The 22,121-nt window shown below is 33.7% G+C and carries 22 protein-coding genes and 1 pseudogene; 3 read left to right on the plus strand and 20 right to left on the minus strand.

The window, feature by feature from the left end; all coding sequences use genetic code 11:
* Window positions 1-3: 3 nt before the first annotated feature.
* The 9 genes and pseudogenes from AC1Q8N_RS05225 to asnB all read right to left on the minus strand — a co-directional run bounded on the left by AC1Q8N_RS05225 (window position 4) and on the right by asnB (window position 7,857).
* Window positions 4-258 (minus strand): annotated as a pseudogene (locus tag AC1Q8N_RS05225) (hypothetical protein).
* A 65-nt stretch (window positions 259-323) separates the two neighbouring features.
* Entirely contained in the window at window positions 324-812 is a 489-nt protein-coding gene (locus AC1Q8N_RS05230) for a putative periplasmic lipoprotein (protein ID WP_048541213.1), read from the minus strand.
* A gap of 259 nt (window positions 813-1,071) precedes the next feature.
* Window positions 1,072-1,719: a nitroreductase family protein gene (locus tag AC1Q8N_RS05235; protein WP_046955687.1), complete on the minus strand. Its 648-nt coding sequence runs from the start codon at window positions 1,717-1,719 to the stop codon at window positions 1,072-1,074.
* 98 nt (window positions 1,720-1,817) lie between these two features.
* Window positions 1,818-2,693 (minus strand): D-amino-acid transaminase, encoded by an 876-nt coding sequence (dat, locus tag AC1Q8N_RS05240; protein WP_098131823.1) that lies wholly within the window; start codon window positions 2,691-2,693, stop codon window positions 1,818-1,820.
* A gap of 131 nt (window positions 2,694-2,824) precedes the next feature.
* Entirely contained in the window at window positions 2,825-3,790 is a 966-nt protein-coding gene (locus AC1Q8N_RS05245; RefSeq protein WP_404519049.1) for an ABC transporter substrate-binding protein, read from the minus strand.
* A 144-nt stretch (window positions 3,791-3,934) separates the two neighbouring features.
* Window positions 3,935-4,780 carry a phosphatase PAP2 family protein gene (locus AC1Q8N_RS05250; RefSeq protein ID WP_098848021.1) on the minus strand — a complete coding sequence of 282 codons (846 nt, stop codon included), beginning with the start codon at window positions 4,778-4,780 and terminating at the stop codon, window positions 3,935-3,937.
* Window positions 4,781-5,124: 344 nt separating this feature from the next.
* Window positions 5,125-5,454, minus strand: a complete 330-nt coding sequence (locus AC1Q8N_RS05255) for a hypothetical protein (protein ID WP_046955685.1) — start codon at window positions 5,452-5,454, stop codon at window positions 5,125-5,127.
* 48 nt (window positions 5,455-5,502) lie between these two features.
* Window positions 5,503-5,862 carry a GNAT family N-acetyltransferase gene (locus AC1Q8N_RS05260; protein WP_493521107.1) on the minus strand — a complete coding sequence of 120 codons (360 nt, stop codon included), beginning with the start codon at window positions 5,860-5,862 and terminating at the stop codon, window positions 5,503-5,505.
* 93 nt (window positions 5,863-5,955) lie between these two features.
* The gene (gene asnB / locus AC1Q8N_RS05265) at window positions 5,956-7,857 is read right to left on the minus strand and encodes an asparagine synthase (glutamine-hydrolyzing) (protein WP_048541206.1); all 1,902 of its coding nucleotides are present in this window, start codon (window positions 7,855-7,857) and stop codon (window positions 5,956-5,958) included.
* A gap of 217 nt (window positions 7,858-8,074) precedes the next feature.
* On the opposite strand from asnB, the gene AC1Q8N_RS05270 reads away from it, so the two are divergent.
* Complete coding sequence (locus AC1Q8N_RS05270; protein ID WP_001288088.1) at window positions 8,075-8,539, plus strand: Hsp20/alpha crystallin family protein; 465 nt, start codon at window positions 8,075-8,077, stop codon at window positions 8,537-8,539.
* A 34-nt stretch (window positions 8,540-8,573) separates the two neighbouring features.
* Here the strand turns inward: AC1Q8N_RS05270 and AC1Q8N_RS05275 are convergent, their stop codons facing one another.
* Complete coding sequence (locus AC1Q8N_RS05275) at window positions 8,574-9,161, minus strand: SCO family protein (protein ID WP_046959312.1); 588 nt, start codon at window positions 9,159-9,161, stop codon at window positions 8,574-8,576.
* 335 nt (window positions 9,162-9,496) lie between these two features.
* Between AC1Q8N_RS05275 and AC1Q8N_RS05280 the strand changes: the two genes are divergently transcribed.
* The gene (locus AC1Q8N_RS05280) at window positions 9,497-10,471 is read left to right on the plus strand and encodes an MBL fold metallo-hydrolase (RefSeq protein WP_000167208.1); all 975 of its coding nucleotides are present in this window, start codon (window positions 9,497-9,499) and stop codon (window positions 10,469-10,471) included.
* A gap of 200 nt (window positions 10,472-10,671) precedes the next feature.
* Here the strand turns inward: AC1Q8N_RS05280 and AC1Q8N_RS05285 are convergent, their stop codons facing one another.
* The 4 genes from AC1Q8N_RS05285 to AC1Q8N_RS05300 all read right to left on the minus strand — a co-directional run bounded on the left by AC1Q8N_RS05285 (window position 10,672) and on the right by AC1Q8N_RS05300 (window position 13,215).
* Window positions 10,672-11,514, minus strand: a complete 843-nt coding sequence (locus tag AC1Q8N_RS05285) for a DegV family protein (RefSeq protein WP_033657798.1) — start codon at window positions 11,512-11,514, stop codon at window positions 10,672-10,674.
* 152 nt (window positions 11,515-11,666) lie between these two features.
* Window positions 11,667-11,918 carry a DUF2535 family protein gene (locus AC1Q8N_RS05290; RefSeq protein ID WP_000629012.1) on the minus strand — a complete coding sequence of 84 codons (252 nt, stop codon included), beginning with the start codon at window positions 11,916-11,918 and terminating at the stop codon, window positions 11,667-11,669.
* 328 nt (window positions 11,919-12,246) lie between these two features.
* Complete coding sequence (gene tatC / locus AC1Q8N_RS05295; RefSeq protein WP_048541204.1) at window positions 12,247-12,987, minus strand: twin-arginine translocase subunit TatC; 741 nt, start codon at window positions 12,985-12,987, stop codon at window positions 12,247-12,249.
* A gap of 42 nt (window positions 12,988-13,029) precedes the next feature.
* Window positions 13,030-13,215: a twin-arginine translocase TatA/TatE family subunit gene (locus tag AC1Q8N_RS05300; RefSeq protein WP_000492443.1), complete on the minus strand. Its 186-nt coding sequence runs from the start codon at window positions 13,213-13,215 to the stop codon at window positions 13,030-13,032.
* Window positions 13,216-13,428: 213 nt separating this feature from the next.
* On the opposite strand from AC1Q8N_RS05300, the gene trhA reads away from it, so the two are divergent.
* Entirely contained in the window at window positions 13,429-14,085 is a 657-nt protein-coding gene (trhA, locus tag AC1Q8N_RS05305) for a PAQR family membrane homeostasis protein TrhA (protein ID WP_000136880.1), read from the plus strand.
* 40 nt (window positions 14,086-14,125) lie between these two features.
* Here the strand turns inward: trhA and AC1Q8N_RS05310 are convergent, their stop codons facing one another.
* From AC1Q8N_RS05310 to AC1Q8N_RS05335, 6 genes are all read right to left on the minus strand, one after another.
* A complete protein-coding gene (locus tag AC1Q8N_RS05310; protein ID WP_048541203.1) occupies window positions 14,126-14,845 on the minus strand; it encodes a lysophospholipid acyltransferase family protein in 720 nt (239 codons plus the stop codon).
* Between the two features lie 112 nt (window positions 14,846-14,957).
* Window positions 14,958-15,593, minus strand: a complete 636-nt coding sequence (locus AC1Q8N_RS05315) for an FMN-dependent NADH-azoreductase (RefSeq protein WP_098076344.1) — start codon at window positions 15,591-15,593, stop codon at window positions 14,958-14,960.
* 219 nt (window positions 15,594-15,812) lie between these two features.
* Window positions 15,813-17,798 (minus strand): penicillin-binding protein 3, encoded by a 1,986-nt coding sequence (pbpC, locus tag AC1Q8N_RS05320; RefSeq protein WP_098076346.1) that lies wholly within the window; start codon window positions 17,796-17,798, stop codon window positions 15,813-15,815.
* A 154-nt stretch (window positions 17,799-17,952) separates the two neighbouring features.
* Window positions 17,953-18,441 (minus strand): dihydrofolate reductase, encoded by a 489-nt coding sequence (locus tag AC1Q8N_RS05325; RefSeq protein ID WP_000637215.1) that lies wholly within the window; start codon window positions 18,439-18,441, stop codon window positions 17,953-17,955.
* A gap of 19 nt (window positions 18,442-18,460) precedes the next feature.
* Window positions 18,461-19,417 carry a thymidylate synthase gene (locus AC1Q8N_RS05330; protein ID WP_048541197.1) on the minus strand — a complete coding sequence of 319 codons (957 nt, stop codon included), beginning with the start codon at window positions 19,415-19,417 and terminating at the stop codon, window positions 18,461-18,463.
* 115 nt (window positions 19,418-19,532) lie between these two features.
* Entirely contained in the window at window positions 19,533-22,115 is a 2,583-nt protein-coding gene (locus AC1Q8N_RS05335) for a family 78 glycoside hydrolase catalytic domain (RefSeq protein ID WP_493521108.1), read from the minus strand.
* Between the last annotated feature and the right edge of the window lie 6 nt (window positions 22,116-22,121).

Here is a 22,121-nt window from a genome sequence, read left to right on the forward strand (position 1 = left end):
AACTTACCTTAACCTGAGTTTATCATATGATAGATAAACAATGGTAAAACAAATAGCTCCTATTAACAAATCATGAATTTGTTAATTGAGGGTAATTTGAGTCACCTCTTGGACCATAAACCAAGTGACTAACATCGTTAAAATAATTAAGACGATACGAATACACCGATTCACATCTCCAGCCTCTTTCTCTATCATAGTAGAAACAAGTGATTTCTTCTTACTTAATCGTATTAGAAAAAGAAACAAGTTATTCACTGTTACATCCTCTAGTATAAACAAAAAAGCACACTACTTTTTGAGTAATGTACTTTTTATTCTTCTTATGACGCTGGTTTTGTTTCGAATGTTGCTTGATTTAAACTAATAACCTTTCCTTTTGGATCATTGTTTTCATACTGAACTGCAGTAATCGTATGACTACCTGTCTCAAGTGTCTTTTCTTTTAATTGTACTGTTGTCTGTGTTGTACTAGTGACTTGATGTTTATCTGCATATACTTGATCTACAAATATAAATGTTTCTTTATCATTTTGAAAATTAGAAAGCTCTAATTCAACATGTTGAATTAAAGTATCCTTTTTGATGAATACAGTTGGTATATTGCCGTTTTCAGAAGTACCATCTGGTGTAATAACTTTTACTTTTCCTTCACCAACTGGTACTGCACCTTCAGGGAATACTACTATATTCTCATTACTTGCATTTACAACTCGTTCTTCCTGCTTTGATTGCGCATCCTCTTTTTCTTGTGGAGCACCGCAACCGGCTAATAACAATACAGACAATCCAGTGATTATGAATTTTTTCAAAATTCATCCCCCCTGTCATTTCATTATAATTTATTATACAAAAATAACTTTTAAATTTTAAAACTATTTTCAACACTTTCATGAACAAATAAAATCTTGCCCACGATTAATGTATCATACTTTCCTTAATAGAACATTAATTTTTTTTATGAAATAAATAGTAATTCCCTCTTATCTATCATTTTAGCCCAACAAATTAATTACATACCTGTCCAAAATAAAAAGACATTGTTCATTCAATGTCTTTTTATTTTAAGCTTTAAAAAACAAATGTTGTAATCTCATCTACTTCTTTTCTTGGAAGTTTCTTCGGCTTATCTTTCGGAAAACCGAGTGAAATAACCATATTTATTTGTTTTTCAGACTCAATTTGTAAATATTGTCGTAGTTCATCTTGAGCTAACAATACCGGTCCTGTCATTGGACAAGTACCCAGCCCTTTCGCATGTGCAGCCAACATTAAGTTTTGTGCCGCTAAACAGCTACTCTTAATTCCTTCTTCTTCCCAAACTGAATCTGGAACAAAAGCAATTGGATCAAATATCTTTTCGCGAAATTTTGATTCATATGGTGTTGCCAAACACACGATTAATACAGGTGCCTCTGAGAAAGCTGTTGCATATGGTCCAAATGAACGGGTAAGTAGTTTCCCTGCTTTCTCTTCTCCGTTTTCTGCCGCTTTTGCCGCAAGTTTATGTAATGCATCCCAAGTCATTTGCTCAATTTCTTTAATTTTCTCTCGGTTCATAATGACCAAGAACTCCCAAGTTTGTGAGTTCGTATCACTCGGTGCATAACGAGCACAATCAATAATTTCTTTTATGTCACTAATGGATACTTCTTGTTCTGTGAACTTCCTAACACTTCGTCTACCGTGAATTACTTCTTTAAAATCTTCATAATTCATACATTAAATCCCCTTTTTACAACGTTTTCAAATCTTGTCCTATGTTTGAATTATATCATGAAAAAAAGCTGGAGGAATACCAGCTTTTTTCTTCAATATTAGTTCGTAACTTTAAACAAACGAATACTTTCTTCATATGCAACTTGGAGTTTCTTTGTAATTGGTCCTCTTTCGCCGGTTCTAAACTGTTCATCACCTATTTGAACGACTGGGAATATTTCAAGTGGTGTCGCTGTAAAGAAGCACTCATCAGCCTCATATACTTCTTGTAGTGAAAATTCTCGTTCTTCTACTTCAATATGTAACTCTTTCGCTAATGTAATAACGAAGTGACGTGTAATGCCATGTAGAATGAAGTTGTCAGCCGGATGTGTAATCAATTTATTATTCTTCACCATAAAGAAATTTGAATGACACCCTTCAGTTACAATTCCATCTCGTACTAATATCGCTTCTTGATAGCCTTGTTCGTTTATTTTATTTTTAATCATAATATTAGGTAGCAGATTTAAAGATTTTATATGACAGAACTTCCACCGTATATCCTCTTCTACCGTAACTTTTATTCCCAGTTCCATAGCAGCAATTGGTCTTGGAAACGAAACAATATTTGCAAAATATGTTGGTTGCATATTTGACTCATATACATGATTACGTGCTTGAGCACCTCTTGATATTTGCAAATATACATTCCCATCTTCTTGAAATTGATTTTTTTCAATCATTTCATGCAACTCTTCCACTAACTCCTTCTTAGTAAAAGATGGAATTAGTTTTATTTCTTCCATAGAATTAAAGAATCGTTCCAAATGTAGATCTAATAAATGTGGCTTCCCATCATATAGTCTGAATACCTCGTATATACCATCACCAAATTGAAAGCCTCTCTCCTCTAATGGAATCATCGGCTGTTCTTCCTTCGTATTTACAATTCTTCCGTTAAACAAAATCCAATCTTTATGAGTAGCTTTCATTCATTCCCACTCCTTTATTCCATAATTGGTTTAATTGTACAACTTATCCACGCTCAAAAGAAGGAATTTTCTGTATTTTCACAAATAAAAAAGTACATCACCCATTTAAGGTGATGTACTCGACCATTCATTTACTTTAAAAAATATTTTTCAATATCATCTAACATAAGGTTTGCAGCTACAATACCACCTGCTGTATTCCAAATCACTTCATCTACTTCGAATACTTTATTATCTTTAGAAGCCTGTAACTGCTTAAAGAGCGGATCTTCTGTCCATTCTTTCGCTAACGTGTTTCCTTCATTATTCTTATCCGCATCTTTATCAGATGTGAAATAGAATAAGTAGTCCCCGTCCATATTTGGAATTTGTTCTTTTGTAATTCCTTTTATCGTAAATTCATCTTTATCTTGTAGTGGTGGTCGTTTAAATCCAATATCATTTAATACAACGCCTGAGAATGAATTTTTTTGATAAATACGAACATCACCTGGGACGAAGCGAATAATTGAAACTTTAGAGTTAATTTTATCACCTAATTGTTCTTTTATTCCTGCAATACGCTTTTTATAATCATTAAGTGCATTTTGCCCTTCTTTTTCTTTATTTACAGCTTTTGTATAAAGCGTAAAGTTTTCTTTCCAATCACCGCGCAATGTTTCAGCATATACTGTTGGCGCGATTTCTTTTAACTGCTCGTATATTTTTTCGTGACGCATTTTATTTCCAATAATTAAATCCGGCTGAAGCTTCATTACTGCCTCTAAATTAATGTCACGCTCAGTTCCTACTACTTTCGTATCTTTTAACTCATCCGCTAAATGAGGATACCATTCATCCCCAGCTCGTGGTTTTGTCGTTCCAACTGGCGTTACTCCAACAGTTAAAAGTGCCTCAGCACCCTCATTCGTTAAAACAACAACTCTTTTTGGTGTACCATTTACTGTCGTTTCGCCCATTGCATGCTTTATACTATATGAATCTTTTGCCTTTACTGATGTATCTTTATCTTTCTTCTCTTCTTCTTTACCGCAACCTGCAATTATGACCATTAATAACATAATGCAAAGTATAAAAATATTTTTAGTGCGTGTCATAAATCCTCCTAGTTGAAAATGATTTTCATTAACATTTAAAGATTAATGTATATCTCATGCATTGTCAATAGATATATCAGAAAACTTTTTCAATATATATAATTTCGACCTCATTTTTATTCAAAATATTTTTGTACTTATTTGCTATTCACTTTTTAACCGTAACATGTGAAACATAAACGGACATAAGAAAGTAATTGTAATTCCAGTCAATGCATAACGTACATAATACATATCAGGTATTACTTTTTTTAGTATGAGCTGTATCATTAACATGAAACTAAGGCCTAAAACTGTTTTTACTACTTGTATTTTAAAATTATTACTTTCACTTATTTTAATAAAGTGATTCTCTAACATGATACCAATCGTAGAACCTGTCAAAACTCCAAGTAATTTTAAATTATCTATTTGGTCAGTCATAAAATACATAGTAAGTGAAACTGCCAATACAATTCGTTGTAACAATATAAATTTCCTATCACTTAATTCCCCTGTTACTTTCGTATATAAATAAACAACTATGACACTAATTAAAATTGCACCTATTATATCACTGAGCCAATGTACACGTAAATATAGACGAGAAGTAGCAACTAATATTATAAAAATAATTCCAATGATCCAAATGATTCTCTTTTTACATAACATCATAAAAGAGCCCCAAAATGTTGTCGCTAACTGGACGTGTGTACTTGGAAAAGAATAACCTGCAGCTGATTTTTCATATAAAGCCTGAATTCCTTCGTATGTATACGGTCGCGGGATTTTCATGAATTCTTTTACCACTATCCCTATATACCCAGAGAAACAAAGCATAACAATCATATGAAATGCTTTTCTTTTAGAAACGCACCAATATAAAATCGAAATAATGACTAAATACAACGTTTCATTTGCAATACTAGATATAAATTTAAAAAGTATTGTAAGCACACTTCCCTCCACACTGGTCATCCATTCAAGAAATAAAATATCCAAATTAAACATAAAAAAAACGAAACCTCCCCAAAATTTAATCCTGCTATTTGTCAGCACTTAAGATAAACTAGTTGATTAACATTTCAAATTTATACACCTACTTACGTTACAGATTAAGAATATATAGTACCACATACTAATAATAGATAATATGTTAAATCATCTAATTATTTTTATAAATTTTAATGAAATTTTGAGCTTTATATACAAAAACATCTGTATCTTGTTATCCACTTATTTATATTCCATGTCAAATTGCACCTCGTTGTTTTTTGATATATGGAACTACTATTAAATAAATCAGCATACATATAACTTTCAAAACCATTACAATTACAAATAAAAAAACCGCCTTATGTAAGGCGGTTTCTATCATTGTGCTTTAACCAATTTAAAATAAATATATACGATTGATAGTGAATATAACGTATGCAAAATAAAAGAAATAAAAGGGCTATTCCAGTGCTACTATACAGCAAACCGAACTTTAAAAAAATATTTAAAAGCGGTGGAAAGTTCGTTATGTTTTGTAATGTAATAAGCATACAAAATAAAAGGAAAAACACAGGGGCATATTGTAATTCATACGGCTTTCTTTTCTTATTCATTCTTTTTCGAATGAACATATGGATTAGCTCTGCTACTATAAAACACCCTCCAATTAATACAAGACCAGAAGTCATCGTCATATATCCACCTGCCTTATATTTATCTCGCACAACTACTCATCGTTATATTTTCTTCACATATATTCCATCTTCTTCATTAAAACCAATGCTCTCTATGAAAGTTTTTGCTTGTTCTGTTAATTCCGTTTGTAATACCTTTATCTCTTTCACGTTTCTTTCTTTCATCATCGTTTCAAATGTAAAATACGTATTTGTCCCATAACCGTAACTTTGATAATCAAAGTGAATAATTAACTGCGATAAAATTGCACTCTCCTCTTGTACACTATAGTCTATTACACCAATATATGTATCATCAACTTTCACACAATACTGTACTTGATTCTCAGTTAAACTATGTGAGCGAAACATTTCTTTAACAACGCTTTCATTATCTACAGTTACTTTTTCAAACGTAATCATATGTTGTCCATCCTTTTACTATTATTGTATCAATAATACGTCCTATTTATGAAAAAAACCTTAAGACCATATGCGATCTTAAGGTTTTTCTAATTAAACTAAGCTATACGCACGTTTCGTTTCTTCGTGGAACTTATTCGTATCGTATTTATGCTCAACATAAATTTGATGCCATACCATAAACGCAAGTACAGTCCAAATTTTACGGCTATAATCGCCTTTATCTGCACAATGTGCTTCCAGTAAGTTTAATACATACTGTTTGTCGATTAAATGCTCTGTTTTACTCTCGTTTATAATATTGATAGCCCAATCATGCATTTCGTCTTTTAACCAGTGACGAATTGGTACTGGGAATCCAAGTTTTTTACGATCTAATACGTGATCTGGGACGATTCCGCGTGCCGCTTCACGTAAAATAGCTTTCGTAGTTCCGTTAGCAATCTTAAATTCAGTTGGAATTTTAGATGCAACATCAAATACTTCTTTATCTAAGAACGGTACACGAAGTTCTAATGAGTTTGCCATTGTCATTTTATCAGCTTTTAATAAAATGTCACCGCGTAACCATGTGAACATGTCAATGTACTGCATTTTGCTTACATCATCATAATCTTTAATCTCGTTATACAATGGTTTCGTGATATCCATATAGTTAACACTTTCATTGTAATACTTCATTAATTCAACTTTCTCTTCTTCACGGAAGATTTTCGCGTTTCCATAGTAACGCTCTTCAATTGGCGTACATCCACGTTCTAGGAAGCTCTTTCCTTTAAATCCTTCTTTAAGAGCACCACTTAATGCTTTTAGAACGCTCTTACCTGGGCTAGGAATGTAAGAGAACATTTTTAGTGAGTTTGGCTCACGATAAATGTTATAACCACCAAATAGCTCGTCTGCACCTTCACCTGAAAGAACAACTGTTACATGCTTACGTGCTTCTTTTGCAACGAAGTACAATGGTACAGCTGCTGGATCTGCTAAAGGATCATCCATATGCCAAATGATTTTTGGGAACTCATCCATAAACTCTTTCGCTGAAATGAATACGTTATGGTTTTTAACGCCTAATTTCTCAGCAGTTTCTTTTGCAACATCAACTTCACTGAAACCACGTTGTTCAAAACCAATTGAGAATGTTAAAAGATTTGGATTCATTTCTCTTGCGATAGAAGCGATAATAGATGAATCGATACCACCAGATAAGAATGAACCTACTGGTACATCACTGCGCATATGCACTTTTACTGAATCATACAACACATCACGAATTGCTTGGATATGCTCCTCTTTCGTTGCGCTTGAAGCATTGAAATAAGGTTTCCAGTAGCGATAGATTTCCATCTCTTTACCGATTTCTTTTACGAAATAATGACCAGGCTCGATTTTATTAACATCAATTGTTAATGTTTCTGGCTCTGGACCATATTGGTACGTAAAGTAATGTTGTAGCGACGTTGGATTAACGCCTTTATCTTCCATCACATGCATAATACTTTTCTTCTCAGATGCAAAGAATGTAGTATCACCTTGTTGTGCGACGTATAAAGGTTTAATACCGAAGTGGTCACGTGCACCGAAAAGTTTCTTCTCTTCACGATCCCAAATCATAAATGCAAACATACCACGAAGATAGTCTACACATTTTTCTTTCATATGTGCATACAATGCAATGATAACTTCTGTATCAGATTGTGTTGCAAACGTTGCACCTTTTTCAAGTAACATTTCACGTAATTCTACATAGTTGTAAATTTCACCATTAAAAATAATTACATATCGATCATTTTCATAAGTTAGCGGCTGATGTCCTGCCTCTAAGTCAATGATGCTTAAACGGCGGAAGCCAAATTGTACATGTTCATCACGAAAATATCCTTCGTCATCTGGACCGCGGTGGAAAATCATCGTGTTCATATTTTCAAATTGATGTTTTTCTGTTTCTGAAAACTCTCTAGGGTTTTCACATAAACATCCTACAAAACCACACATACTTCTTACCCTCTTTCAGTTTTCATTCTGTCTATATACTACTATATCAACCCTATTTATACTAGCATAATCAATTGAATATGGCGACCAAAAACTATAAAAAAATCACTCCATTTCACATTTTTAACAATTTTTTATGAAAACATGAAAACTAGGCAATCACCTTTCTCCGCTTTTGTCATATGATATTGCAAATTGATTTCTAGGAGGGAATACCATGAGTGAAGAAAAAAAAGACTCTTCTCGCCCACCGGTTCGCAATTATTTAAAACAAATTGATGATTTCTTCGAGCAAACACCACTTCGCAATGTAATCGCTGATTTAAATCATTTTTTCCAAAAAGGAAATCGTTTATTAACATTCCCCGTAGATTTATATGAAGTTGGTGAAGAACTCGTTGTTACAGCTGAACTACCAGGTATACAAAAAGAACAAATTCAAATTGAAATACAAAGTGAATACTTAAAAGTCTCTGTAAAAGAAGAGATACTTGAAGAGGTCGAGGAAGAAACGTCTCATAACTATTATCGCCGAGAACGTTCCATTTCAGAAGCATCAAGATTGATTAAATTACCGTACTCAATTAATAAAAAAGCAGCGAAAGCTTCGTATCAAAACGGCGTGTTAGAAATTCGGGCACCAAAACTTCCACAACAACATGACATTTTATCCATAGACTAATGTAAAAAAAGAAGGGTGCTGTGCACCCTTCTTTTTAATCCACTAATCTCTTCATATCACGTATAATGTCTTCGTACGGCGTATTACTAATACCACTATACTTTTTCATTACTTTTCCGTTTTGATCAATTAAATAAAATGATGTACCATGTATAACTTGACCATCCTCAGGTTTATCTACAAGTGATTGGAAATTATCTTTGGAAAACTTTGTAATATCTTCTAATGAATAACCCGTTAATAAATTCCAGTTACTAGTATCCTCTGTAAACTTTTGAATGAAAGCCTTCAAATTCTCCGGCTTATCAAGGTCTGGATCTACACTAAACGAAACAAACTGAACGTCTAATTTCTCTTCTTTGGCCATCTTTTGCAGTTTTGCCATATTGGCAGTCATTGGCGGACAAACTGTTTGGCAATTTGTGAACATAAAATCAGCAACCCAAACTTTCCCTTTTAAATCTTTTGTACCAAATGACTTTCCATCTTGATTTGTAAATTGGAAAGTTTCTAAATCCCAATTCAATGGTTTACGAAGCTTTGAACCCGATCCACTACATCCAGCAAGTACAAAGAGACAAAATACAACCATAAGACCAATTATTTTTTGATAACGCTTCATTTATAAACCTCTTTTCTCTATCCTAAATTTAAATAGGTTATGTTTATCATAACAAAAGTTAACACTACGAGAAAATTGTTTACTACATTTGTTCACGAAATCGTACGAATTTACGTATGTTACTTCTTTATTTCAAGCCAATTACTAGACAAAATTTATTTTTTTACTATTATTTCTCTAAATAGAAGTTGCAAAACTAATTTTATTGTTACTTTTGTAAACGCATCCCCCTATTTTTTTACAATTCCTTAAACATTCATCCATGTTATACACTGTATTCCTTAACAACATTTCGGTACAATACAATTACAACGATTTTAAATGAGGTGATGTTCATGACAAAACGTTATGAAAACATGGATAATGTGAGTACAAAAAAATCAATTCGTTCCTTTATACGTTGGCGAAAAGAACGAAAACAAAATAAAAAGGATTTTTCTTTTTTAGTAGAACAATCACCTGTTAAACAAAGTAAATTCCTACAAAACAACTTTGAAAAGACGTCTGTAACTTGGATTGGTCATTCCACATTCCTTATCCAAACGAATGGGCTGAATATATTAACAGATCCAGTATGGGCTACTAAATTAAAATTAGTTCCAAGACTTACTGAACCTGGTCTTTCTATACAAGAACTACCTAAAATTGATATTGTCCTCATTTCACACGGTCATTATGATCATTTAGATTTTTCATCGCTTCGCCAGCTAAATGATGATGTTTTATACCTTGTACCTATTGGACTGAAAAAACTATTTACTCGCAAAAAATTTACTCGTGTAGAAGAGTATAATTGGTGGGAAAATACGATCATTAATGATGTTTCCTTTCACTTCGTACCTGCTCAGCACTGGACGAGAAGATCCTTATTTGATATGAATACATCACATTGGGGTGGATGGATTATTAATAATGAACCAACGAAAGAAACCGTTTATTTTTGTGGTGACAGTGGCTATTTCCAAGGTTTCAAAGAAATTGGCAGACGCTTTTCAATTGATATTGCCCTTATGCCCATTGGCGCTTATGAACCAGAGTGGTTTATGAAAGCATCTCATGTTTCACCTGAAGAGGCAGTGCAAGCTTATTTAGATTTAAACGCTACACACTTTATACCGATGCATTACGGAGCTTTTGCCCTCGCCGATGAAACACCCCGCGAGGCAGTAACAAGGCTTCGAAATAATTGGAATTTACGTATGTTACCGTGGGAACAACTGCATGTACTCTTTTTAGGCCAAACCTTTACTTATAATAACGCAACAAACGGTAAGCAAGTAAATGAAAAAATTGAAACATTACACGTATAACGTAACTACTTATTTTCTATATCCAACATATACTATAGAAAATCATAAAGTAAAACTTTAATCAGTGGGTGTTTTCTATGAATGAATATTTACAGACTCGCTATATAATTAGCGGGAGTGCCTGTATAACCCTTCTTATTTCTTACTTTCTATTCACATAAAAAAAGCTACTTGAAAATTCATTTCAAGTAGCTTTTTTATTACTCTGCTAAATACATAAATCCAATTGCACCCGGACCTGTATGAGTACTAATAATAGGCGTTGTAAAGAAAATTTCTGATTGAGCAAATCCACTCACTTTTTCAACAGCCGCTTTTACATTTTCAGCTAAAGGAATTGCTTTAGCATGCGGAATTGCAACAGCTTTTACAACTTTTCCAGCTGTATCTTCCTCAAATAACTTAGCTAACGTTTTTACAATTTGACCTTGGCTACGCACTTTCGTTACAGGGTTATAAACACCATCTTCAAGGCTAGCAATTGGCTTTATATTAAGTAGCGAACCGATAAACGCTTTTCCTTTACCGATACGCCCACCCTTCACTAAATTTTCTAATGTATCTACTACTACATATAAACGAGTATTCTTTCTCACTTCATCTACACGTTTTAAAATTTCTTCTAGTGAGCGTCCTTCATTTGCCATTTTTGCAGCTTCTATTACTTGATATGCTAAAGCATGTGTAATAAATTGAGAATCAACAACTGTTACTTTTGTGTCGGTCATTGATGCAGCACTATTGGCAGTTGCCACAGTACCACTCATTCCACTTGTCATATGAATGGAAAGTACTTCACTTCCATCTTCACCTAACTTGTCATACATTTCTACAAATGTACCCATTGCCGGTTGTGATGTTTTTGGTAATTCCTCTGATTTGATCATTTCTTCAATAAATTCATCAGGTTGTAAATCAACGCGATCTAAATATGTTTGTCCATTTACAGAGATTGATAATGGTAGCACATGAATGCCATACTTTTCGATTACATCCTGCGTTAAATCTGCAGTTGAATCTGTTACAATTTTAATTTTTTGCATATTATATTCTTCCCTTTCCAATACGCTCTCCTTGTTATTATACTAGCATTCCCTGTGCTTTCAACAATTTCGAACAAATTTCACCAAATTAATTATATTTTTATACCTAAAATGAAAAAGACAGAGTTTACTAACCCTGTCCATACTTTGTATCATGCATTTTTTTCAAGGGTATTTGTTTTATATACATTTAAATAATCATTCCACTTCAAACAATTTTGCAAATATTCACGGAAAGAATACGAAAATCTTGGGTGCTTTTGTTTTTGAATTTTTGCAATAAATAATTGAAGACGAGACTGAATTAGAAACGATAATGGATGCTGTGCCTGTAGGACAGGGATTTCGAATATTTTAATACAATCCCCTGTTGAATGAGTGAAATAAAAACTTTTCGTAATCACAATATCAATCCTCTTTTTCATTGGATTTTTGAACTTCCTCTACTTTACGCTGTAACACGTTGTTTAAAGTGGAGACTTCTATGAATACAAAAGTATCCTTAGTCAATCCCTGTAGTCCTTTTGGTTAGAAGATTTATACTCTATTCATCCTCCATCCTAAATATCCGATCAGACAGGAATCCCGTTATCCGTATATTGCTTAATAATTTTAGTATAAACTTAGCAAAGCGCAAAGTTTGTCTAAATTTTGGAGATTCTATAATTTTTTTCTTCTATATATTGTATACGTTTATGTCTAAAGTATAACAAATAAATAAAAAAAGTGCCTTTATAACGAGGCACTTTTCGACTGTATTTCTTCTCTTTTCTTTTTTCGCTTACTGACAATCTTTGATAAAGCGATACTAATTTCATAAATACAAATAAGCGGTACCGCTACTAAACTATGTGATAAAAAATCCGGCGGTGATATACACGATGCAATGATAATCAATGCTACATAAGCATACCTTCTTATTTTTATTAGCAATTCCGCCGTTAACAGTCCAATACTCGTTAAAAACATGACAACTACAGGTAATTCAAAAATTACAGCAAATGGAACTGTTAAATTAAGAACAAAATGAAAATACTTTTCTGTCGTAAACATCGTATTAAACATTTCATTACCTATCGTAGTTAAAAAATGAAATAAAAACGGCATTACAACGAAATATCCAAAACATAAACCTGCAACAAATAATATAGACAATACCGGTATATACATTACTGTCATTTTTTGTTCATTTGGATGTAAACCCGGTTTTACAAATAACCAAATTTGTATAGCAGCAAAAGGAATTGTACAAACGATAGCAAATACTGTAGCAATCGAGAAAAAAATCCATAATACATCACTTGGACCGAGAACAGTTAATTTCATTGGTAAATCTTTTACTAGCCAAAAATAAATATCCTTCGTAAAAGTAAATCCGATAATTAAAAATAGGACAAAGGATAGTACTGTATATATTACTCGTTTGCGAAGCTCAACAATATGTTCTACTACGCTCATTTCCCGATCTTCCATCTCGTTCACCACACTTTATTTATCCATTTCGAGGAAAATTCATTACATTTTTTCTTTCTTTTCCTTCTCTTGAAATGCATCATCAGTCAATTCTTTCGTTGATTTTTTGAATTCTTTTAACGTTTCCCCTAAAGCCTTTCCGATTTCCGGCAATTTTTTCGGCCCAAACAAAATGAGTACAGCTACTAAAATTAAAATTAATCCTGGAAAGCCAATATTTGAAAACATTTCTCCATCCCCTTTATTAGTAGATTCCTTGTCCTACTATTGCATAATTTTATTTTGTCAAAAAAGTTTGAAAACGTCAACAAATCCATTGCCTTTTGTCAAAAAAATTCAAAAATATAATCAATTATACAAATTTCATTTTCTATTGCCCTTGTGTATGATATGGTAAGGGAAATGACATATTATTTTATGATAGTAGAAAGGATTTGCATTATGACTGAAAAAATGACACGAATGACACATTTTGTGAAAGAAGAAATTGCAAATGCAATTACACATGGTATCGGTGCCATTTTAAGCATCCCTGCCTTAATTATATTAATTATTCATGCCTCTAAGCATGGTACCGCATCTGCTGTAGTTGCATTTACGGTTTATGGTGTAAGCATGTTTTTACTGTACTTGTTTTCGACCTTGTTACATAGCATTCATCATCCAAAAGTAGAAAAATTATTTACTATACTAGATCACTCAGCCATTTATTTATTAATCGCTGGCACATATACTCCTTTTTTACTTATTACGCTTCGCGGACCATTAGGCTGGACGTTACTCGCTATTATATGGACACTAGCACTCGGAGGTATCATCTTCAAAATTTTCTTTGTACGTCGCTTTATTAAGGCATCAACATTATGTTATATCATAATGGGATGGCTCATAATCGTTGCTATTAAACCACTTTATGAAAATCTAACTGGACATGGTTTTTCACTACTTTTAGCAGGCGGAATTTTATATTCTGTAGGGGCTATATTCTTCCTTTGGGAAAAGTTACCTTTCAATCATGCCATTTGGCATCTTTTCGTTTTAGGTGGTAGTGCGATGATGTTCTTCTGCGTACTCTTTTATGTCTTACCTACAGCATAAAAAAAGGTTTCAGCTTATATTAAGCTGAAACCTTTTTTTATTACTTATGTAATTGTGATGCGATAACATCCTGTGTATGCTTCGTTAATTCTTTAATATCCATATTCGCATACTCTTCAGCTGTAATCGGCTTAGAAATTGTTACTGTTGCATGAGCGGGTTTCATACGGTTTCCATTCGCTTCAAACATTTTATATGTCCCATCTAATGTTACAGGTAAGATTGCTACACCAGATTTTACTGCAAGGTGAAAACTCCCAGCCTTAAACTCTCCAATTTCGCCACCCTTACTTCTCGTCCCTTCTGGGAAGATTACGATTGAATGCCCGTTCTTTAACAGCTCAATTCCATCTTTAATCGCTTGAAGAGATTGACGACGATCATTACGAACCATAAATACACAATTCATAAGTTCCATCCAAGTTGGTACAACTGGAAACTTCTTAATCTCTGCTTTTGAAACAAATCCAATTGGTTTATTTAAGTAACCTAGTAAAACAGGAATATCCATATTACTCTGATGATTACTTACAACTAGTACCGGCTTATCTTTTGGAACATTTTCCAGTCCCTTTACTTCAACTGTCCCACCAGCTACACGCACCATTTTCTTACCAAACCAATTTGTCGTTTTATACACAACATTATCTTTTTCTTGTGGCGACATCGTATTTACTTGTCTTTTCAGACGCCACATTCTCGGTGTAATCGCAATTACGATTAAAATTAAATAAAAGATTTTAAAAAACGTTTGAATCATACAGAACCCCCACCTATTATCATTCCGACCTTCATTATACTAGACAAACGAAGGAAAAAGAAGAAAAAATGTCCAAACAGCAAGTGCTTGGACATTTTTTAAGTATTCTATATTAGAAACGTTTTGCTAATTCACGAGCATTAGCAATTGCTGCTTCTTTAATTTCTGGTGCTTTTTCAGGGTTTGCATTCATACCTTCAACTGCAATGTATTCAGTTTCATTTACACCAATGAATCCTAATACTGTTTTTAAGTGATTGCGGCCGAAGTCTACAGCTGCGTATGCTCCTTCAGAATAAACGCCACCTGTTGCTTGAATGTGAAGTGCTTTTTTGCCTTCTAATAAGCCAACTGGGCCATTTTCAGTATACTTGAATGTTTTACCTGCGATTGCTAAGTTATCTAAGTATGCTTTTACTACTGGTGGATAGCTAAAGTTCCACATTGGAGTTACGAATACATAACGATCCGCATGCATAAATGTTTCTAAGTTTGTGTTCATTGCTGCAACTTTTTGTTGTTGAACTTCAGTTAAAGTTTCAAAGCTTTCACCTGCTGCAAATTTACCCCAAGCAGCAAATACATCCGCATCGATTGCTGGTACTGTAGTGTTGAATAAATCAATTGTTACAACTTCGTCTTGTGGATGTTCGTTTTTATAAGCTTCGATGAAAGCTTCTCCTACTGCCATTCCGAAAGAACCTTCTGCTGAATTTGGATTTGCTGTAATAAATAGTACTTTTGTCATTGTATTCTCTCCCTTTTACACATCTTATCTTTAATTTGAGATTTATAATTCGAAAGTAAATAACTTACCTTATGTAAGTATAATACAAAAAGTTATGTTCAATGTCAATAAAAAATAGCTACTTTTTTTTCGTAAGTTAATAAACACTATCTGTTCAATATGTTTCTGGTGAAACAAAAAACTACCTCCACATTCCATGGAGATAGTCTTCATCATTTTCTATTTTTGAAACACATGTTTCACTTTTTCAGCTGGAATATTACTTCCGCCTCTACCTTTTACATCTTCAATCATCATTGTAATGACCATATCTGGTGAATTTAAATCAAATGCAGCGAACCAGCCTAGTTCTTTTCCTTCGGCCTCTTTTGATACTTTTAATTCCGCTGTACCTGTTTTTCCAGCAAGATTCATTCCATCAATTTTAGCAATTTTCCCAGTACCATCTGGATCATTAATTACTTTCGTCATGGCAGTTCTTAATATATCCTGATTGCCTTTTGAAATGACATTCTCTTTCCAAACTTTTGGTTGCTTATCTGTCTTAATAATATACGGAGAAGGTATGTTTCCATCATTAACAATTGGCGCGTACGTTAATGCTAGATGGAGCGGTGTCATTAAGACTTGTCCTTGTCCATAACCTGTGTCTGCCATTTGAATATCATTTTTAATACCATCATTGGCGATTTTAGAAGCTGGGAATCCATATTCAATTGGTAATTTCTCATCGAATCCGAATTTTTTCGCTTCACTCATAAATTTATCTTTTCCGATTTTCAAAGCTTCTTGTGCGAAATAAATATTATCCGAGTATTTCATCGCCTTATCCAAATCAATCGGATTTGCATCTTTCACACGTGTTACATAATAATTACCCCAAGAAGAATCTTTTGTCCATTTTAATCCTTCAATTTTCAACTCTTCTTTTGGATCAATCGTTTTCGTTTCAAGACCAATTGCAGCTGTAATAGGCTTAAATACAGATCCTGGAACTGATAATTGTGTAAATCGATTCGTCATCGGTTTTTTCGGATCATTATTCCATGCTTCGCGTTGTGCCTTCGATGTCCCTCGTGCAATTATATTAGGATCATATGCTGGACTACTTACTAGTGCAATTGTTTCTCCACTTTTCGGATTAATTGCTGCACTTGAACCAGCTTCGCCCTTCATTTCATTATACGTTTTTTCTTGAACAGCACTATCAATAGTTAAAGTTACATTTTCTCCATCAACAGCATCTGTTTTTGCTAAATTTTTAATTTCTTTTCCTTGCGCATCTTCTACAAAGACACGGCCACCTTTTTTACCGCGTAGCTTTTCCTCTAATACTTGCTCTAAACCGGCTTTACCAACTGGATCATCAGCTTGATAGCCTTTCTTTTGTAGCGTTTTTAAATCTTCAGCATTTACCTTTCCAATATAACCAGTCAGATGAGCTGCCGCTTCCCCTAACGGATATGTACGAACATTTACAGGTTTTGTTGAAACACCTGGTAAATCAATGTACGTATTTTGCGTTGCCCCCTCAGGCAAAATTCCAATTGGTACGAGATACCCTGGTTTTACCCATTTAGCAGCTAGTTTTTGATCAATTTCTTCTACAGACATATTTAACAACTTCGCTACTGTCTCTTTCGTTTGCGGAGCAGTATCGTCTAATTTTTCTGGAACTATTCCAATTTCAGAAGCTTTCCCATTCGTTGCAAGACCTTTTCCATTACGATCGTATATTTCACCACGTTTTGGCTCTGTCGTTTGCATACGCACTTTACTATCTTTTGTCATACCTGGGAATATAAAATCAGGAGTCCAATCTATTTTCCAAGATTCTTTATCTCCATCCTTTTCTTTCACCATTTTTGCTTCATGGGCAAAATTGATTTTACCACCGACTGTATCCATACTTACTTTAAAAGGAACAGGACCTTCATCTTTTTTATCTTCTTTTACTTCTCCTGCTTCTACTTTTAAGTTTTTCACTTCAATGCCAGAATAAATTTTTTCATATTTCTCAGTGAACTCTTTCTTCGAAATATCTTTTTTTGCCTTTTCTGATAATTGATCATACATTTCTGCAAATTTTTGTTTATTCCATGCTTTTGTATATGTATCAAACGCTTCTTGTGGTTTTTCTTCTTTACCGCATCCAACTAACATGAATGTTAAGCAAAGAAAAAGAATCCCCCATATCTTTCTCAATCAATTCTCCTCCTCTTTCTATATGAATACTTTTGAAAATTTTAGCATTTTTACATGCTAGATTTCATTATAGCACTATTGAATATCATCTATAAACTTATATTAATGAATACAAATAAAAAGATTGATGTGAATTTCACATCAATCCTTATTATTATTGTTGTTTCTCATATACATGATAATAGTACGTATACGGATTCTTTTCATCCGTTAAACCTTTTTCAACAAAAACTTCTTTCCAATTTGTCATATCCATTTCTGGAAAGAATGTATCACCTTCAAATGCGTAGTGGATTTTTGTTATATATAACTTGTCTACGTAAGGTAAAAAGAGATCATAAATTTGCGCTCCACCAAAAATAAAAATCTCCTCTTCATTTTTGCATAGTTCAAACACTTCTTCTACAGAATGTGCTACTTCACAACCTTCAACATGATACCCTTCATTACGAGTTACAATAATATTACGTCTTCCAGGCAGTGGTCTACCAATCGCTTCGTAGTTCTTTCTGCCCATAATAAGTGAATGGCCCATCGTTGTTTTCTTTACATACTGCAATTCACTTGGTAAACGCCAAGGTAAATTATTATCTTTGCCAATTACTCTATTCTCGTCCATTGCGACCATAAATGAAACAATCATTTTTTCATCTCCTCTACAATTATACTGCAACCGGTGCTTTAATTGCTGGGTGTGGATCATATCCTTCAATCGTTAAATCTTCCATTTCAAAATCGAATACAGATTTCACATCTGGATTTAATGTAAGTTTCGGGAATGGACGTGGTTCACGTGCCAATTGCTTTTCTACTTGTTCAAAATGATTCGTATAAATGTGTGCATCTCCAATTGTATGAACAAATTCTCCCACTTCAAGACTACATTCATGTGCAATTAAATGTGTTAGCAGTGAATAACTTGCAATGTTAAATGGAATTCCAAGGAATATGTCACCACTTCTTTGATATAGCTGACAAGAAAGTTTGCCATCTGCTACATAAAATTGGAATAGCGTATGACAAGGCGGTAATGCCATACTTGGTACATCTTCAGGATTCCAAGCAGAAACAATAAGGCGACGGGAGTCTGGCGTTTTTTTAATCATTTCAATTACATCTTTTAATTGATCAAGCGTCTCACCAGCTGTCGTTTTCCAGGCACGCCACTGCTTTCCGTATACATCTCCTAAATAACCATATTTATTCGAGAAATTGTCATCTTCTAAAACGTTCTTTTTAAACAATTCCATTTGCTCATCGTACTGCACTTTAAATTCCTCATCTTGTTGTGAACGAAGACCAAAATCAGTCATGTCAGGACCAGTATACTCATCGCTTTCTACCCAGCTCTTAAATGCCCATTCATTCCAAATATTATTATTATGCTGCAATAAATAACGAATATTTGTATCACCTTTCATAAACCAAAGCAGTTCACTTGCTACAAGGCGAAACGGCACTCTCTTTGTCGTTAATAAAGGAAAACCTTTACTTAGATCAAAACGCATTTGATATCCAAATACAGATACAGTGCCTGTCCCTGTACGATCTTCTTTCTTCGTACCATGCTCCATTACATGGCGGCATAAATTTAAGTATTCATTTTCAGCATGTTTCATATGTAGAAAAACCTTCTTTCAAATCTCTAGTCTATATGGATTTTATCATAAATTTAATGCTAACAGATTGAACAAACTAAATTTATAAAAAAACATTTCTATACTTAACAAAATTCTACTTCTGTATGTTCTTACAAAATCTAAATTCATATGCGCCTGAACCTAATTTCATTTCAGGCATATCACTTGCCTTCCAATCATCTTCCACTATTCGTAATGTGGCTGATGTATTTGTTGGCACATCAACGTTTAATACTGCTTGTCCATGTTCTACACGCCAATCAATTTTAATTTCTCCATATGCTGTTTCACGCTTTATACAAACCCAGTCTAAATTAGAATTAAAATGAGGCTGAATATAAAAATGTTTATATGCAGGTTTTGTCTCATCCATTTCTAATCCAATAATATATCGGTATATCCATTCAACAATAGAGCCATATGCGTAATGATTATAAGAATTCATGCTATCATTCCAAAGTGTTCCATCCTCTTTCACGCCATCCCAATGTTCCCAAATCGTTGTGGCACCTTTTTTCACTTGGTATAACCATGATGGATAATCTTCATAAAATAGAAGCTTACAAGCAAGGTCATGCCGGTTAAACTTGCTTAATATTAAATTCAAATACGGTGTTCCTATAAAACCTGTTGTTAAATGATTTTTATTTTCTTTTAGTAGCTCAATTAAGCGATTAAATACTTTCTCATTCACATCATCTTTCACTAGTTCAAAAAGAAGTACTAATATGTGGGCTGTTTGTGTATTTGAAATTAACCTACCATTTGGTGTAACGAATTCATTTTGAAATGCTTGAACAATATTCCTATGTAACTCTGCATATAATTTAGCATCTGTATTTTCACCTAAAATCTCAGCAATCCTTCGTAAAAGCGATGTAGAATAGGCATAATAAGCTGTCGCAATAAAATGCTTGTCTGTTCCGCCTTCATATACATCTGGTTTCGTATCTAATGCGAACCAATCCCCTAAATGATAGCCTGTATCCCATAAATACTCGTTCTCACCTTGTGAACGTATGTAATCTATATACTTCTTCATACTTTCATATTGTTCTTTTAAAATCGATACATCTCCGTAATGTAAATAATGAACCCACGGACATATAATTGCTGCATCGCCCCAACCACCGGAAGTATCCAGATTAAAATCCGCTCTTTTTCCAAACGCATCTGGTATAACTAAAGGCACAGCTCCGTTTTTATTTTGGTCAAGCGATAAATCTTGAAGCCATTTTTTAAAGAACAATTGGACATTCATAATTTGCGTAGCTGTCCCAATGAACATTTGTGCATCTCCTGTCCATCCGAGTCGATCGTCTCGCTGCGGACAATCTGTTGGCACATCAAAAAAATTCCCTCTTTGAGACCATTCCACATTATGATGAAGTTGATTGATTAATGGATTGGACGTTTCGAATTCAGTCGTTTTTTCCATATCTGTATGTAATACAATCCCTTCAAAATCTGCTATTTGAGGCGGCTGGGTTAATCCACTTATTTTCACATACCTAAAGCCTTGATATGTAAAATGAGGCTCAAACGTTTCCTCTTCCTCTCCTTTTGCTATATACACTATTTTTTGTTTTGCCTTTCGGAGATTTCCAGCGTAAAAACTACCGTCTTTATCCAATATTTCAGCGTGATGCAATTCTATCTTTTGACCACTATAAACATGACGGACTATAAATTGAGCCCAACCTACCATATTTTGCCCCATATCAATAAGCCATTCGTGATTCGGTAGTTTTGAAATAGAAATTGGTTTTATAATTTTCATTTTACGAATTGATTTATTTTCTTGCGCAACAACTATTTGTTTAGAATGCTCAAGTACTTCAACATTTTCTAGCTCTTGCACACTTTCTTCTAGTCTAGCATCGTATACTTCACCTTCATAAATTTCTGAGTACAAAATTGGGCTTGAAGTTACCTTCCATGTTTCATCCGTTACAATTTTTTCTTTCGTTCCATCTTCATACGTTATATGTAATTGAGCAATTATTGCTCGTCTTCTCCCGTAATAATTACGTACATGATGCACGGTAATCGGCCCTTTATACCAGCCGTTACCTACCAGAGTAGAAATATCATTTTGCCCTATCTTTAATACATGTGTTATATCATACGTTTGATACAATACTCTCTTATCATAACTTGTCCATCCAGGAGTAAAATAACAATCTCCAATACGCTCTCTATTAATAGAAGCCTCATATATTCCTAAACTAGTGATATATAAGCGTGCTTTTTTAACTGCTTTTTTAATAGAAAAACTTTTATTAAAAGACATAACTTGCGTTCGTTCTTTTTTCGCAGTAATCCAGTTTCCGCTCCAATTATCTTGCCCTTGTAACCCCGTCTCCCAAAATCCTACTTTAGACCAAGATGATTCTTCTCCGTAATTATCCCATACCTTTACCCGGTAAAAATAACGTGTCTCTTCTCTGTATGAAAATGAATTGATTGGTATATGTAAACTTTGATCTGTTTCTACTTTTTGCGAATCAAACATTAAAATTTCAAAATCTCTATCTTTCGCAACCTGCAGTTGATAAGCAAATTGTTTTACATTTCGGTTACTCGACTCAAGCTGCCAACTCATTTTCACAACTTTTGAATCTATACCTATCGGATTTTTTTTATTATCACAAAGCACTCTCTTTATTGTTAGCACACTTCT

It is taken from the genome of Bacillus sp. GW823-FHT06B01 (genome assembly GCF_058952315.1).